This is a genomic window from Brachyspira innocens ATCC 29796, assembly GCF_000384655.1.
GTDB classification, from domain to species: domain Bacteria; phylum Spirochaetota; class Brachyspiria; order Brachyspirales; family Brachyspiraceae; genus Brachyspira; species Brachyspira innocens.
In genome coordinates this window covers 1-16990 of the sequence record NZ_ARQI01000076.1, presented here as the reverse complement: position 1 = coordinate 16990, position 16990 = coordinate 1, and the positions used below count along the sequence as shown (strand labels likewise).

Annotated in this window: 14 protein-coding genes; 4 read left to right on the top strand and 10 right to left on the bottom strand. The window is 25.9% G+C overall.

What is annotated here, in order from left to right; all coding sequences use genetic code 11:
* Positions 1-151 precede the first annotated feature (151 nt).
* From F811_RS0102585 to F811_RS0102565, 5 genes are all read right to left on the bottom strand, one after another.
* Positions 152-2551, bottom strand: coding sequence for a hypothetical protein (locus F811_RS0102585; protein ID WP_020003729.1), 2400 nt, complete (start codon positions 2549-2551; stop codon positions 152-154).
* 561 nt (positions 2552-3112) lie between these two features.
* Entirely contained in the window at positions 3113-3520 is a 408-nt protein-coding gene (locus F811_RS0102580) for an A1S_2505 family phage non-structural protein (RefSeq protein ID WP_020003728.1), read from the bottom strand.
* 28 nt (positions 3521-3548) lie between these two features.
* The gene (locus F811_RS0102575; RefSeq protein ID WP_020003727.1) at positions 3549-3929 is read right to left on the bottom strand and encodes a DUF1232 domain-containing protein; all 381 of its coding nucleotides are present in this window, start codon (positions 3927-3929) and stop codon (positions 3549-3551) included.
* Positions 3930-4266: 337 nt separating this feature from the next.
* A complete protein-coding gene (locus F811_RS0102570) occupies positions 4267-5064 on the bottom strand; it encodes a zinc ribbon domain-containing protein (RefSeq protein ID WP_020003726.1) in 798 nt (265 codons plus the stop codon).
* Between the two features lie 41 nt (positions 5065-5105).
* The gene (locus tag F811_RS0102565; RefSeq protein ID WP_020003725.1) at positions 5106-6206 is read right to left on the bottom strand and encodes an ankyrin repeat domain-containing protein; all 1101 of its coding nucleotides are present in this window, start codon (positions 6204-6206) and stop codon (positions 5106-5108) included.
* A 335-nt stretch (positions 6207-6541) separates the two neighbouring features.
* Here F811_RS0102565 and F811_RS0102560 point away from each other — a divergent pair, with 335 nt between their 5' ends.
* The gene (locus tag F811_RS0102560) at positions 6542-7537 is read left to right on the top strand and encodes an ankyrin repeat domain-containing protein (protein ID WP_020003724.1); all 996 of its coding nucleotides are present in this window, start codon (positions 6542-6544) and stop codon (positions 7535-7537) included.
* A 407-nt stretch (positions 7538-7944) separates the two neighbouring features.
* Here the strand turns inward: F811_RS0102560 and F811_RS0102555 are convergent, their stop codons facing one another.
* From F811_RS0102555 to F811_RS0102545, 3 genes are all read right to left on the bottom strand, one after another.
* On the bottom strand, positions 7945-8235 hold the full coding sequence (locus F811_RS0102555) for a nucleotidyltransferase domain-containing protein (RefSeq protein WP_020003723.1): 291 nt from the start codon (positions 8233-8235) through the stop codon (positions 7945-7947).
* A gap of 13 nt (positions 8236-8248) precedes the next feature.
* A complete protein-coding gene (locus tag F811_RS0102550) occupies positions 8249-8668 on the bottom strand; it encodes an HI0074 family nucleotidyltransferase substrate-binding subunit (RefSeq protein ID WP_020003722.1) in 420 nt (139 codons plus the stop codon).
* A 775-nt stretch (positions 8669-9443) separates the two neighbouring features.
* Positions 9444-10799, bottom strand: a complete 1356-nt coding sequence (locus tag F811_RS0102545) for a PhoH family protein (RefSeq protein ID WP_020003721.1) — start codon at positions 10797-10799, stop codon at positions 9444-9446.
* Positions 10800-11022: 223 nt separating this feature from the next.
* Between F811_RS0102545 and F811_RS0102540 the strand changes: the two genes are divergently transcribed.
* The 3 genes from F811_RS0102540 to F811_RS0102530 all read left to right on the top strand — a co-directional run bounded on the left by F811_RS0102540 (position 11023) and on the right by F811_RS0102530 (position 13887).
* Positions 11023-11610, top strand: coding sequence for a DapH/DapD/GlmU-related protein (locus tag F811_RS0102540; RefSeq protein ID WP_020003720.1), 588 nt, complete (start codon positions 11023-11025; stop codon positions 11608-11610).
* Between the two features lie 26 nt (positions 11611-11636).
* Positions 11637-12731, top strand: coding sequence for an alpha/beta hydrolase (locus tag F811_RS0102535; protein ID WP_020003719.1), 1095 nt, complete (start codon positions 11637-11639; stop codon positions 12729-12731).
* A 271-nt stretch (positions 12732-13002) separates the two neighbouring features.
* On the top strand, positions 13003-13887 hold the full coding sequence (locus F811_RS0102530; RefSeq protein ID WP_020003718.1) for a fumarylacetoacetate hydrolase family protein: 885 nt from the start codon (positions 13003-13005) through the stop codon (positions 13885-13887).
* Between the two features lie 242 nt (positions 13888-14129).
* Here the strand turns inward: F811_RS0102530 and F811_RS0102525 are convergent, their stop codons facing one another.
* Together F811_RS0102525 and F811_RS0102520 are read right to left on the bottom strand one after the other, a co-directional pair.
* Positions 14130-15254, bottom strand: a complete 1125-nt coding sequence (locus tag F811_RS0102525) for a tetratricopeptide repeat protein (RefSeq protein ID WP_020003717.1) — start codon at positions 15252-15254, stop codon at positions 14130-14132.
* Positions 15255-15280: 26 nt separating this feature from the next.
* The gene (locus tag F811_RS0102520) at positions 15281-16414 is read right to left on the bottom strand and encodes a VWA domain-containing protein (protein ID WP_020003716.1); all 1134 of its coding nucleotides are present in this window, start codon (positions 16412-16414) and stop codon (positions 15281-15283) included.
* Positions 16415-16990: the final 576 nt, after the last annotated feature.

The window sequence follows — 16990 nt, the reverse complement described above, 5'->3', positions numbered from 1 at the left end:
GCTTGTTGCTTGTTGCTTGTTGCTTGTTGCTTGTTGCTTGTTGCTTGTTGCTTGTTGCTTGTTGCTTGTTGCTTGTTGCTTGTTGCTTGTTGCTTCATAAATAAAAATCCTATACAGCATATATTATAACATAAATATGCATATAGTCAAATTATTTATTAGAGATATTTATTAAATTATAATAATATTTCTTGCCCTGAAAAATATCTTGAGATAATATTCTCTGAGCATTTTCGTATTTAAATATTGTTAGGTTGGATACTTCATTGTTGTCTATAGGCATATTATTAGTGGTATAATAAAATCGGTTATAAGTGCTTATTGTATTTTCGATTTCTTCTTTATATAAGAGCGATATTATACTGTTGGTATAGTCTATATTTAAGTTTACTGCTATAAACATAGCTATATTTTCTGGTACAAAATTATCTGGTGCTTTATATGCTCCATTAGTACCGTCCCATATTAGTATTGGTGAAGGTTTGTAATCATTTAAAAAGTTGGTTTTTATTTTTTCTTCTATACTTGAACGCTGTATTATAGCTTTTAGATAAGGGTAGAGATGATCATGTTTAAATATTATAATAGCATTCGGTGAAGTTTTAAGAATAGTATCTCTTATCTTTATTATTTCAATGGCTGTCATAGCTGAATTATCAAGTGTTTCCATTATATGTAGTTTATCATTACCTTCAAAATAGTTAAGAAACTCTTTGTTATTTTCTGCTATATTTAAATTATTGTCCAAATGAGAATCAGTATGCCCCAATATAGTGAAACCAGCAGCAAATACAGGACTTTTTAAATTTTGTATATTTGTAACTAAATATGTATTAATATTAGTAGTACCTAGTACGAATACTTGAGAAGAAAACCCTATAGACGGATAAAAAGTTTTTAAGTTATAAGTATTTAAAGCCTCTTCTAAAGCTATAGTATTATACCCATTTTTTGAAAGTAAATCTGGAAGAGTATTTTCTATTTTTTCTGACTGCGTTTTCGGATAAAGAGGAGATGAAGCTGTAAGTCCAGCAAGCCTCGCATAAAAACTTCCGTTATTAACATTAGGTGCTATTTTTCTTGAATTATTCGCCCAGTTCCTATACTCTTTTGTAAACGGATCTTTTTCAAATAATGTTTTAAAATGTGAGTAGTCGTAAAATGATTCTAAAAATATTAAATAAACATCTCTTTTAAAACTCTGTTTTAAGTTTTCTATTTTCTCTAAATCATTTATAATCGAAGTGCCTATATTACTATATACATCGGTATAATTATTTTTTAATTTTTCAATATAATCATAATCGATTCTTTCATCGCTGTAAACAAAACTATCATTAGAAGCATTTATCAATATAGAGTGCATATCATCTTCTAGTTTTTTTATATTATCAAAGATATTTTTTGTTGATTTCAAATAAAGTTTTGATACATCTCTTTTTAATTCATATTCTTTAAGTAAATTAATAGAATCTGCTACAAGTTCTTTACTTGGTTTTATATTATTTAATCTGTCATAATTAATTCTGTAATTGATTGTATTTATTATTCCTTTTCTATTTGCATTTCTTACAAAGTCTATGCTCCATATATCTATATTTCTTTGTATAAAAAATAAATAAAATGAAATAAATATTATAGAAGCCACCATAATTAATGATGAGGCTTTATTTTTTATAAACATCTTATATAAATTAAAAATAAATAATAATATAAACATTAATATTGAAGAAAAATATATTATACTTACAGCAACAGTAATAATCTTTAAATATATTGGAAGTACAGTAATAAGCGAAGCATAAAGGTTAGCAATGTCTGAAAAAACTATTACCATATTTAGCACTGTTAAACTTATAGCCTCTATTACAAAAAATGAAAATATTGATATAACACAAAATAGAGAAGTAAGTATCACTCTAATATTTTTTATACGGCTTAAATTAAAAGGATAATATGATAGTAAATTATAAGCAAGCATTACAAATAAGTACGTATACAAAAAATCGTATATATTAAAATCAAGCCTCATCATAGAAAATAAAGGCATTATGAAATTTGAAGTTATTAAATACAAAAATGAATTTAATATAAAAAATAAGATATATACTTTATGATAATGATAAATATTAGGTATTATATAAAAATAGAGTATTGGAAAAAGTATTATAATAAATATCAAAAATAAAAATACATCTTTTTTTATTCTTACTTTATATTTAATATTTTCTATTTTATCATTTTCTTTTAATTGAATATTATCATTATCAAGGACTAAATTCCCATAATAACTTCCGCTCCATCTAATATTAGTAACATTATCAGGCATTTCATTTGTATTTGGGTATACTCTATATATTTGATTATTTTTAAAAAACTTACTTTCAAATTTTAACGTAAAATAATATTTATTTTCAAGTATATGATTAAAATTTGATAAATATCCTTCCCTTTCAATGTTTCCAAGCAAAGAAAAAATAATTATAAAAATAACTATAGATAATATAAATATTATGTATGATAATAGAAATATTTTTTTATTTTGCTTCATAATTAAGATTATTCATTTTTTATATTTTATTATAACAGTATTTAGGATTTAAAGTTAAATATTACTAATTTTTAAACTCTATTTAACACTTTTCTAAACGCACGCAGAGCGGATTTTTTAAATATAGATTAATTGATAATTATAATTTCATTATATATAAGAATTAAGTTTAACGTGCGTTAGTAAATATTATAAATTAAAAAAGCACTTGGGCGGGCAGCCAGAGTAACAGTTAAAGCTAAAGAAATAAAAGAAGTTACAAATAACAGTATAAGTTAAAAAATTTAAAGGGTGGGAGTTAAAATAATTTTTAAAACTTTATTTTAATTCCCGCCCTTTTAGATTTTAAATCTTTATTTTTTATATTGGCTTTAATTAAATATCTTGAGCCTTCACTTTAAAAAGTGCACCCGCCCAAAGAGTGATTTAAATTATGCATTTTACTCAACGCACGGAACATGAAACATTTATATTATAATACGAATTAGAATTCATAATCAGTTTATATATAAGAATCTATTTAACGTGCGTTGTTATATGCTTTATAAACAGAGTAATTTGTTATTTATTAGATGTTAAATAATCATAAAACCTTTTAGGAAGATAAACATTATCGTACTCTAAAGCTGCTCTGAAAAGCTCAGCCATCTCTTCTACTTTGAATCCTGCTATACCGCATCCTATTTCCGTTACAAGAAATTTTTTGTCTTTATGATTTAAAGTAAAATCCAAAAACTTATCAACATATTTTTTTATTTCTGATACTTTCATTTTACCGCTTTTAGTATAATCAACTGTAGGTATAGCAAATGTTTTACCCTGAAGTCCAAATGCCTGACCGTACACTGCCCCAAAATTTATGGCAAACCTTGCCGCACCGCCACCATGTGCCCCCTGAGTATTGCTTCCAAAAACAAAAACTTCATTATCTTCTAATTTAGTTATATTATAAGATGATATTCTTTTCATAAAAAATTCTCCGTTTATAATAATTTGATTATAGAAAAACTGCCAAACAGTATATGATAATCATCATAACAAATACTGTAATAGTTGTAGAGAGTATGATATTTCTTATTATTACATTGATAATAGGATTGTCTGAAAAATCAGCTTTTTTTAATCCATAATAAAGCGTTATAGCAAGCAGTATTATATCATCTAATTTTCCTATAGGTATCCTGTCTGGAACTAAATCTATAGGAGATATAGTATAAATAACAGCAAGTAAAAAAGGAATCCAATGTATTAATCTGCTTTTTCTATTATTTTTTTTATATGTGCTGTATTTTCTGTATATACCATCTTTTCCTAGTATCTCCAAATCTTCATCAGGTATCTCTACATAGTCTTTGTTTTTATTATCTGTTTTTTTCATTATCAATAGTCCTTAATAATGAAACTATTTTACTATAAAAATAGCATAATGCAATAATTAGAAACTATATTAACTCAAATAATAAGGTAAACAAAAACAGTGGTATTAAAACTCAAAAAGAGCAATAATAGAACATTTCATAATAGATGTAAATTATATCACTATTTTCTTTTTTTTACTGAATCCAATAATCAAAAAATTATCATTATTTTTTATAAATGTATTTTTATAAAATTATGTTTTTTATTATTAAAAATCATTAACAATGAAAAGCATTTTAGTATAATGCAATAATTACAAGTTAATCGCATTATACTATCATATAAAGTTATATAAATTATTTGGCTAATTCATCAAAATCTCTGCTTACAGAATCAATAATATCTACTTTAACATCAGCTTTATTTAATGAAACCAAAGTTTTTGAAAGAGCATCTAATAATTTATTTTTCTCATTTATATTTGAAACGCATAAAGACAATATTTTATATCCATCTTTATTAAAAAATGAGAATTTGTAAAAAGTACCGCTTCCTAATAATGCATTAAAAAAATTACCTTTGGGAAATGGTATAGCATCTATTTGAAAACTCTTTACTTCTATAAAAAATACTTCTTTTAAATATAAAACATCTTTTAAAAAACCAAATTTAGCATTATGATTTTTTACTAAACGTCCTTCTCTAACATCTATATAAACTCCTCTTGGATTCATTTTCATAGCTAAAATAACAAAAATAAACGGAACAACAATAGCTATAAATGGAAAATTAACATTCATTGTCATCATTAATAACATTATAACAATAGGTAATATAAATGCCGAAAACAACATATGTTCATAGCCATGATCAAATTTTGATTTTATACCAGATATTGGAATATAAAAACTATTATTACTATTAGCTTGTGCATTAATATTAGACTCTTCATTAATATTAGCTTGTTCGTTAATATTAGACTTTTCATTACTATTAGCCTGTTCGTTAATAGTAGACTCTTTATTACTATTAGCTTCTTCATTAATAGAACTTTTTACATCTGACATATTTTCTATATCTTCCAATTTTACTCCGCAATAACTGCAAAATATAGAATCATCTTTAATTTCTTTTAAACATTTTTTGCATAACATATTTAATCTCCTAAAATATATTTTATAATTTTTTATTAATTTTAAGCCCCGTATTTTTCTAGCAATTCAATAATATCTTCTCTGCCCATAGAAGCTGCCGCCATTAAAGCATTTTTACCATCAGAATTTTTTGCATTATAATCAGCACCTGCCTCTAAAAGAGCATCGATAACTTTTACATCTACACTATAATTATAATTATAACTAAAACCTTTATTATTCTTTATAGCCCAAGTTAATAGTGTCTCATCTTCAATTTCTGCTTCTAGTAACCTTTTATCTTTTTTCAATATATCTCTTACTATATCAGCATTATTGCTTATTATCGCAGCCATTATTACAGTTTGATTATCCGAATTTGTACCTTCAAGTTTTACCCCTTTATCTAAAAAAGCCTTAACAATATTGTAATTTTTTGTTTGTATGGCGTAAAAAAATATTGGTACTTGAACATATAGTGAATAGTTGTCTGTTTCTGATACATCTATGCTTAATGTCATATTAATATCAGCACCGCTTTTTATTAATTCGATTATAGCTTCACTGTTATCAATTTCCTGATAAATATATTCAAATATAGCTCTTCTCAAAGAATTATTAAAATCATCAGCACCTGCTTTTATAAGTTCCTGCATTATAAGAACATTACCTCTTTCAGATGCATAAGGAAGATAATAATCAGCATCGGCTCCTTTTTTTATAAATTCTTTTACTCTATTTATATCATTTTTGTATATAGCAAAAAATAAAAAATCATTAGGATTAGCTCCCTTACTTAATAAATATTCAATAATATCATTATTACCATTTTCAATAGAAAAGAAGGCAATATCAATATTAATATTTTTACCTCTGTCATCATAAGAAGCATAATAATATCCTATATCAGCACCAAATCTTACTAATTCTTTTACCAAATCTAAATTTCCGCTTTTCACTGCATACATTAATGCACTTACTTTTTCATTATCTTTAGTATTAACATCAGTGCCTGTTCTTATTAGTTTTTTGGCGGTTTCTAAATCTCCATTTTTACAAGCCTCTATCAGCTCTTTTTCATTATTACTATATTGACTGAAAGCAAATGAATTAAATAAAGCCAATGAAAATATTATAATTATTAATATTTTAGTAATTTTCATAAACTCTCCTTCTATAAACGTATTTATATGTATTATAATACAAAAATATACATAAAAAGTCAACTATTAAATAATTTAAAACATAAAAAACTAGTTTGTAAAATTTATTATAATTATTTTACCTTATTATTATGTAATATTAATTTTTATATAAAATATAGATAAATATAATATATAAAATTACATATTAAAGCAACGAGGCATATAAATAAAAATAATTTAATTAGTTGATTTTGAAAGTAAAAAATATACCCTATAGGGATTTAATATTAAAACTTGAAAAAAAATATTTCTATGATATTATAATCAGAATTTGATTATAGGGCATATTGTTTATGAAATATTTATTAATTCTTTTTCTTTCTATTATTATATTTTCATGCAATACCAAAGAACCAAATAATAATGCAGATAAAGTAACTATAAATTTAGATGATACTACAAATAATAATACAAATCAAACAGAACAATCAAAAACAGATAATATGGATAATGAAGCAAATAAAACAAAAGAAACAACATATTATTCATACACAGATAAAGAAATTATATCTTTTATAGAATCAGGAGATTTTCAAACAATCAAAAAATTAATTGAATCAAAAAGTTTAGATGTTAATTATAACTTAGAGATAGATGAATATTCTAAGTCAACCCCTTTAATACAAGCTATAGAATATAAGCAAACTGATATCATAAATTATTTATTAGAAAATAATGCAGATGTTAATTTAGCTTTAGGATATTCTACTCCATTAATAGAAGCTGTATATTATGATGAAGAACTTGTTCGTAAACTTATAGATTTAGGAGCCGATGTAAATTTAGCTACTGAGTCAGGATTTACTCCACTTATGGCAAGTGCAGGTCGGCATAATATTGCTATAGCAGAGCTTTTAATTGAAAAAGGTGCTGACATTGAAGCAAAAGATGATGACGGCATTAATGCTTTAGTTTATGCCTCAACTTATAATAATGAAGAGATGGTAAAATTTTTACTTGAGAAAGGTGCTGATGCCAATACAGTATGCGAAATAGAAAATGAACATATTGATATATCGCCTACTCCTTTAATGAATGCTGCTTATAGAGGGAATACTAATATAATAAATATGTTATTAGAAAATGGTGCTGATATTAATTATACCACTGATTATGGAATGACTGCTTTGATGATGGCCGCTAGTTTTAATCAATTTGAAGCTGCAAAAGTACTTTTAGAAAATAATGCTGATACTTCTATAACTGATGAATATGGCAGGACTGCACTTGATTTAGCAAAATCAGAAGATTATAAGGATATAGTTGAGCTTCTTGAAAAATATAATTAATACTTTTTAATATATACCAAAAATTTTTAAGTTTGTCAATTGATGCACTTTATATAGAATTATCTACTTTTTTGTCGCACAAAAAAGTAGCAAAAAACGCAATTGCTATAACTTTATATTTGAAAAATACTTATTAAATATAGGATATATCCTAAATTTGGATTAAAAATACAGTTGTTTTGGTTCTTTTATACCACGCCATGGGCGGACAGACGTCATAAAAGAACTGGGGTATTACAAAGTACGCAGAGCGGGGGCAAAGCCCCACAAATATTTTAAATTAAAAAAATTATTTTGACAAAATATAGTTGTTTAGGTATACACAAAATAAACTTGATTATAGAATATATTAATGATGAAATATTTTTATGCTATAATAATATATTATTTATCAAATATAATTAATACTATTTTTTATAAATAATTTTTCCATGATTTTTTATATCATTTATTAATTCTTGATTTTCTATATCATTATAAGAAATAACATCGAATTTTAAAAGAGTAGGAAGCTCTGATAATTCTTCTTTTAGTCTTTCACAAAATAGTAAATCAAACTTTCCCATTACAGCCAAATCTATATCAGAATTATATTTTTCTTTATCAATTGCCCTAGAACCAAACAGTATAACTTTTTCTATATTTTCATAAGAACTGCATATATTTTTTATACTTTCTTTTATCTTTTCATCAAGCATTAATATTTATCCTTTAATAATTTATTCTTTCCAAAAAGAAACTATATAATTCATTAAGTATTTTTAAATAATTATTTTCTATCTTGATAATAATTTCTTTGAATTTAATAAAATCATAAGTATGTGAAAGTAAATTACGGCTTAACATCATATCAATAAATTCATCTTGACTTTTGATAATCTTCGCTGAATATGCTTCTTTAAAAATATTCCTTGGGGAAATGTCTATATTGTTTAAACTTCCATTATATTCTAAATAATCTTTCAAAGTTTTCCAAGCTAATTCATAAGTATATTCAAATCTTTGAACAACACCTTCCTGTTCTAGCAATGATAACTCATTTATTTCTTTTTCTTCAAATACACTTTTTAATAAATTAAATGCTTTTTCAAAATTATAAAATCTCTGTTTCCAGCGAATATTCTCTAACATGATATTTCCAATAATTTTTAATTGAATTACAATTATATAATTTAGCCTATATTTATCAAGTTTTAAATTTTATTTTAACTCCCACCCTCCAAGATTTATTAATCTTATTTTTATATTAACTTTATTTAGATTTAAAAGTTAAATTTATTAGCACCCACCCAAATACTTTTTAAATTCATAATATTCTACAACGCACGTTAAATCGATTCTTATATATAAACTGATTATTAATTCTAATTCATATTATATATAAATATTTCATGTTACGTGCGTTTATGAAAGTCTTAAATTTAAATAACACTTTGGGTGGGTGCAATTTTTAAAGTGAAGACCTACAAAATTTAATCAAACCAATATAAAAAAATAAAGCTTTTAAATCTAAGAGGGCGGGGATTATAGCAAAGTTTTAAAATTTATTCTCACCCCCACCCTTTAAATTTAAAGGCATTATTTTCTATTTTAAAAACGGTTTTTATTTCTTTAGCTTTCAATGTTATTCTGGCTGCCCACCCAAGCGTTTTTTAAATTTAGGACATTATACAACGCACGTATAACGAAATTAAAAATATAGATTTTGTTTGTAATACAAATTTTACTATATTATAAAATTTCATTCTACGTGCGGTGAGTTTATTATAAATTTAAGTATCACTTTGTAGGTATACTTTTTTATTAAGTAAAAAAGTTAATATAATTTTAGTTAAAAACAAAAAAGCATAGATGGCGGTATTTCTACAAACCACTCTATGCTTTAATATATAATATTTAAATAATTTTATAATACATTAGCAGCAAGTTCTGCAAGTTTTGAACGCTCTCCTTTTTCAAGTGTCACAGTACCGCTTAAAACTTCTGCTTTTGTGCGGTCTATTAAATAAGTAAGCCCATTGTTTCTTTCGTCCAAATACGGAGTGTCTATCTGATGAATGTCTCCAGTAAATACTATTTTTGTACCCTCCCCTGCTCTGGTTATAATAGTTTTTATTTCATGAGGCGTTAGGTTCTGAGCTTCATCTACTATAAAATATATTTTGTTCAAACTTCTTCCTCTTATATATGCCAAAGGAGAAATAACTATCTTTTCATTTTCAAGCATTTTTTTAATGTTTTTGCTTTCATCACTGTCATCAGAATGTACATGCTGTATAACAGAAAGATTATCAAATAAAGGCTGCATATAAGGGTCTAATTTGCTGTTAATATCGCCAGGGAGAAAACCCAAATCCTTATTAGAAAGTGCTACTACAGGACGTGCTAAAAGTATCTGTCTGTACTCTCTTCTCTTTGCTAAAGCAGCTGCAAGTGCTAGAAGTGTTTTACCAGTACCTGCTTTACCCATTATCGTAACTAAAGGTATATCATTATCAAGTAAAACGTCCAAAGCCATAGCCTGCTCTTCATTTCTAGGCTTTATTCCGTATGCATCTATATTGGTATCAACATGAACTATTGTTTTTGTATCATCTTTATATTTACCTATTACTGCCTCATCATCTTCTTTTACTCTGTAGCAGAAATATGTGTTAGGATAAATAGAATGTTCTCCTTTTACTTCTATCCCTTTATTCTCATTAAGCTCTTTTATATAAATGCGTGCATTATCTCCTGATATACTTTCTATACCTGTAAATAATGATGATAATTTTTCTATCTTGTCAGTATTATAGTCTTGTGTGTCAATACCTAAACTTCTGGCCTTCATTCTCATATTAATATCTTTAGTTATAAGAATGACCCTCTGATTTTCGCATTTTATATTATAAGCACATGATAATATTTTATGATCTGGAATGCTGTTTGAAAATATTTTTTTAAAATCATCTCTCTCTTCATTATTAACATCTATAAATACTTTACTTTTATTATCAAGCAAAGCACCTTTTTTAAAAATATCTTTGGTTCCCTGAAGCTCTTCATTTTTCTCTACTATAACATCAAGCTCTCTTATAAACTCTCTGGCATTAAAATTGATTGTATCACTTCCTTTTTTGAACTTATCAACCTCTTCTAAAACTGTAATAGGTATAACTATATTTGTCTCTTCAAAAGAAAATATTGACTTAAAATCATGAAGTATCACATTAGTATCAAATACGAATACTTTTTTATTAGGTATGAAATTTTCTATCATTATCGCAAATCCTTTCCATTTGTATTTTCAGTATATAATACCGCCTACTTATAGTATGGTACATAAAAATAAAAAAAGCAAATTCATTTTAATATAAAAGAGTATTAAAAACGTATGTTATTATTATACTTTTTAGGTATAAAAATATATAACACATAATTATTTGATATAATTTAATTTTTCTGTAAAATGCAAATAAATAAAAAACATAAGGAATGAACAAATGAATATGGAAGAGTTTATTAAATACTGCAAAGAAGGCAGCCCCATATCAAGTGAAGATAAAGAATTATCACCGCTTTTATATGAATGCTCACAAAATGCAATAAAAATAACTATGGAAATTAATAATAAATATCATACTACAGATGAGGTAAGAGAATTATTTGAAGAGCTTACTGGAGAAAATATTGATAAAAGTTTCACATGCTTTCCTCCATTTTATACTGACTTTGGAAAAAATATAAAAATAGGAAAGAATGTATTTTTCAACTGCGGATGTTCATTTCAGGATAGAGGTGGAATTATTATAGGTGATAATGTATTTATAGGAATGAATGCCACTATTTCAACACTCAATCATGGAATAGAAGCAGCATACAGAAGTACAACATATCCAAAAAAAGTAGTAATTGGAAATAATGTATGGATAGGTTCAGGAACACATATACTTGCAGGAGTAACTATAGGAGACAACTCTATAATAGCAGCAGGAGCTTTAGTTAATAAAGATGTACCTTCAAATGTGATAGTAGGCGGAATGCCAGCCAAAGTTATAAAAGAAATAAATAAACTAAAAATAGCAAACTAAAATATAAAAATTAAGGAGAGTTTATAATGAAAAAAATAATACCATCAATTTTATTATTACTAGCATTTATAATTTCTTGTAATAATAACAGCACACAAAATAATCAAAATAAAGGAGAAAATAATATGGACACTAGAGTATTTACAGTTTACACAAATATTGAAATGAAAGAAGTAAGATTCAAAAATCGCTACGGTATAGAAATAGCAGGACATTTATATTTGCCTCAAGACTACAGCAATAAAAAAAATCCTGCATTGGTAGTGTCTGGACCATTCGGAGCAGTTAAGGAGCAGGCATCTGGTTTATATGCTCAGGAAATGGCTGTCAATGGTTTTGTAGCATTAGCTTTTGATCCATCTTTTACAGGTGAAAGCGGCGGAGAAGTTAGAAACAATGCTTCACCAGACATATTTACAGAAGATTACAGTGCTGCTGTAGATTATTTAGGGCTTCTTGATTATGTAGATAGAAACCGTATTGGAGCAATAGGGATATGCGGACTTTCTGGTATGGCTATAACTGCTGCTGGTACTGATACTAGAATTAAAGCCGTAGCAACTGCTTCAATGTATGATATGTCAAGAGATATGAGCAAAGGACATATGGATTATTATACAAAAGAACAAAGAAGAAAAATAAGAGAGTATTTAAGCGAGCAGCGTTGGAAAGATGCTGAAAATGGAAATTATGCTTTAGGTAATCATGAGCCCACTTTTGATGCAAATAATAATATACAGGCTTCTGCAATGGTTGTACCCGAAGAGCTTCCAGAAAATGCCGACCCAGTATTTGCAGCATTTTACAACTATTATGCGAAAAGAGCTTATCACCCTCGTGCGATAAACTTCGTTACTTCTTGGACTGCTACTATGCCTTTTTCTTTCTGGAACTTTAATTTGATGGATAATATTGGGGATTTAGACAATACTCCAGTACTTTTAATAGCAGGCGACAGAGCACATTCAAGATATTATTCTGAAGATGTTTATAACGAAATATCAGGTAATAATAAAGAATTATTAATAATAGAAGATGCAGACCATGTATCATTATATGATGATATGTCAAAAATACCTTTTGAAAAAATAACACAGTTTTTTAATGACAATCTAAAATAATATACAGCTATTATCTTAATAATAAAAACTCTCAAGTATTAATTTGCTTGGGAGTTTTTATAATATTTTATCTAATATAATTTAAAAGCTATTTATTTTATGTAAACAATTATAACATATTGAAAAACAATTATAAATCTATTATAATAGAATAAACACTATTATAAAAACTTTTAAAAATTGTCTTAAAATATCATTAAATTTTTTATAAAGCTTTACTTTTTAAGCTGTAATAATGTAAGTTTTGCAATTTTTATAAACGGAGCAGTAAATGAAATTTGTATCTTTTGTGGAATGGAATAACACAGAGTCTATTGGCATACTAAGTAAGGACGAAAAAAAAGTAATAGCAATAAGTGAAATAATATCCGATTTCAAAACAAATGATAATCCTATGATTCAGTTAATAAAAATGATGAATAATGATATATTAAAAAAATTGAAATATGCAGAAGAAAATTGTACGCGTTCTTATTCTATTGAAAATGTACAGATCCTTTCACCTATAAGAAAACCGATTCATGATATTATATGTGTAGGGGTTAATTATGATGATCATTTATCTGAAATAAAAAAGGATATGAAAGATTTTAAAGAAGTTAAAGCACCTGTGTATTTTTCTAAACGTGCTATAGAGATTATAGGGCTTGGCGATAAGATAAAAGGAAGATTTGATTTAGATGAATGCCTTGATTATGAAGCTGAGCTTGCTGTAATTATTGCTAAAACGGCAAAAGATATAAAACCGGAAGAAGTTAATGAATATATATTCGGATATAGTATTTTTAATGATATATCTTCTAGAAATATACAAAAACGTCATTCTCAGTGGTATAAAGGAAAAAGTTTGGATTCTTACAGTGCTATGGGACCTTGTATAGTTTATAAAGATGATATAAAATTCCCTCTTGAAGTAAAAAGTATTTTAAATGATGAAGTAAGACAGTCATCAAATACAAAATATATGATACATAATATAAATTATTTGGTTTCTGATATATCAAAAGGTATGACATTAGAAGCGGGAGATATCATAGCAACAGGAACTCCCGGAGGTGTTGGAATGTCATTTAATCCGCCTAAATATATGAAGCATGGAGATAAAATAACATGCTCTATAGAAGGCATAGGAGAACTTATAAACTTTGTAGAATAATAAATATATATATTTCATTTTGTATTGCAGATACAATATTTGAGATTACATTCATAAATTTATATAGCAAATAGTATGATTTAATACTATTTGCTAACCTATCTATGCGGCAGCAATAAAAAGAAAATTTCAGTATTTTTATAAAATTACTTTAACAGTCTTTGTGATTTTTCAAAAACTATAAAATAGATTTGAAACAAAAAAGCATTATTAAAATATTATAAAATAAATAAAAACTATATTTAGTTCTTTTGTTTTTCAAGCTCTTCATACTTCTCAAAATCTTTTAAAGCTTCTTCATCTTTATTTAAACTTTTTTTAATATTACCCCTTACAAAATAAACAAATGAATTATCTGGATTAAGTTCAGCAATTTTATCAAAGTCTTCAATACCTTCTTCATTTTTGTTTAATCCGAGTTTTGAAAGCCCCCTATGATAATAAGCTTCTATGTAATTTGGATTTAATTCTATAGTTTTATCAAAATCTTTTATAGCTTCCTCATATTTATTTAATACCAATTTTGATATGCCTCTGTACATATATGCTTTGGCATAATTAGAATCTAGTTCTATAGCTTTATCAAAATCTTTAATTGCCTCTTCATCTTTTTTTAATAAATTTTTTGAATGGCCCCTGTATAAATAAAACTTTGGATAATTTGGGTCTATATCTATAGCCTTATCAAAATCTTTTATAGCTTCTTCATTTCTTCCCATAACTAATTTTGATACTCCTCTGTAAAGGTATGCTTTAGCTTTACTAGGGTCTAATTCTATAGCTTTATTGAATGTTTTTAATGCATCTTCAAATTGTTTTCTATTATAATAATTAATGCCTTCTCTATAGTAATTATCAAATGATTTATTAATATTATATTCTTTTAATTTTTTATTTGCTTCTTCCAATGCTTTTTTAGCTTCTATATAATTAGGATTAAGCTCTAATGCCTTTTTATAATCTTCAATAGCTTCATCATATAGGTTCAAATCTGTTTCTACATCTCCTCTATGTTTATAAAGTTCTGTTTTATAGCTTTCAAAATCTTCTTTTGACAGCGAAATTAATTTATCCAAAGATTTTAAATATTTTGCTGAATGCTTATATATATCATTAACAAAATTTTCATTATAAGAAAATGTTTCTAATTTATTTATGTAAATATCTGCTGTAAAAGATGAGTTTAGATTTTCTATATATTTATTAAACTTATTAAAGCTAGTATAATTTTCCATATCTATAGTATTTAAAAACTCATTTGCCTTATCAGCATAATTTTTTAATTCTTCTGCATCAGTATTAATTTCATTTAATATATTTCTGCATTTCTCAATATGCTTAGTAAAAAGATATTTAATGATTTCCATATATTCCTAAACCTCTTTTAAATACTTTAAGATATTACTGTACTTATCCATTTTGATAGCTCATCAGGGGTAATAGCTGCAACTTTAGCCCCCATTTTGGCAAACTGTTTTGCTGCCTCTTTATCATAACTTGCATTAGCATTATAGTCCAAAGCTGGAAGTACAAAAAGTTTTGACCTTGATTCTATTATATCATTAGCACTTTTGTACATATGTTTATAATTATAGTCGTATAAATCACTTATAAGAAGCACTATTGTTTTATCGGGTACGGTTGTGATTTTTTTAGCATATTCTAAAGCTAACGATATATCAGTACCGCCTCCTAATTGCACTTTAAACAATACATCTATAGGATCTTTAACTTGATCTGATAAATCTACAATAGATGTATCAAATATTACAAGTTTTACAGACAAATAAGGAAGATTAGAAAATATGGAGGCCATTATCGATGAATATATAACTGAATCAAGCATAGAACCGCTTTCATCTATAAGTATTATTATATGCCAAGGATTATATTTTTTTATATTTTGATTGAAGTATAATTTATCAACAAAAATGGTTTTATCTGTAATGTTATAATTTTTAAGATTATTTCGTATAGTTTTTTTTATATCAAGGTTTTTGAATATTTTATTTTGTGTTGTAGAGTTAGGAAGCTTTTTGCCGTAAAATACTTTTTTAATATCGCTTTCCATTTTCTTTTTAATATCTTCAACAACTTTTCTTACTATACCATAAGCAAGTTTTTTTACATTGCCGTTCATCATATCTTTAAAAGTGAGAACATTTTTTAAAAGCTCCATATTTGGTTCCATCTCTTTTAAAATATTCTCGTCGGTTATCATTTCTGTAAGTTTATATTTTTCTAATGCCTGAGTCTGCATTATTTCAACAGTTTTTTTAGGGAACAATTTTTTTACTTTAGAAACCCAAGATGGAATAGTTAAATTGCTTTTTCCTCTTCCGCCTCTATCTTTATCATTTTCAAAGTCGGCATATCCTGCTTCTTTACTGTATTCTCTGTCATATAAAAAGCCTAATGCTGAATCTATTTCAGTATATTCACTGTCAAGTTTTAAATTATCCTCGGCAAAACTTCCTAATATCAGACGCCATCTATTTAAATTTTGTTTATCATCTTTTATATTCATATTATTATAATATAAATAAAGTTATAAAAAATCAATATTCTTTAATAACTTTATTTATTTTGAACTTTTTCATACTTTTTATTTAATTAATAATTTTTTAATTTAAGGCTTTCCTAAACGCACGCAGAACGATTTTTTAATATAGTTTGATTAACAAATCTAATTTATTTTATGTATAAGAATAAGTTAAACGTGCGTTAAAAAATATTATAAATTTAAAACGCACTTGGGTGGGCAGCCAGAGTAACAGTAAAAGCTAAAGAAGAAAAATAATTTATAAATAACAAATAGCATTCAAAAATTTAGAGGGTGGGAGTTAAAATAATTTTCAAAATTTTATTTTAATCCCGCCCTTTTAGATTTTAAGGCTTTATTTTTTTTAATATGTTTTAATTAAATCTTTTGAGTTTTCACTTCAAAAAGCACACCCGCCCAAAGCATTATTTAAATTTAAGGCTTTCCCAAACGCATGCAAAACGATTTTTTTTAATATAGTTTGATTAATAATTCTAATTTTGCACTATATAAGAATCGATTAAACGTGCGTTAAAAAATATTATAAATTTAAAACGCACT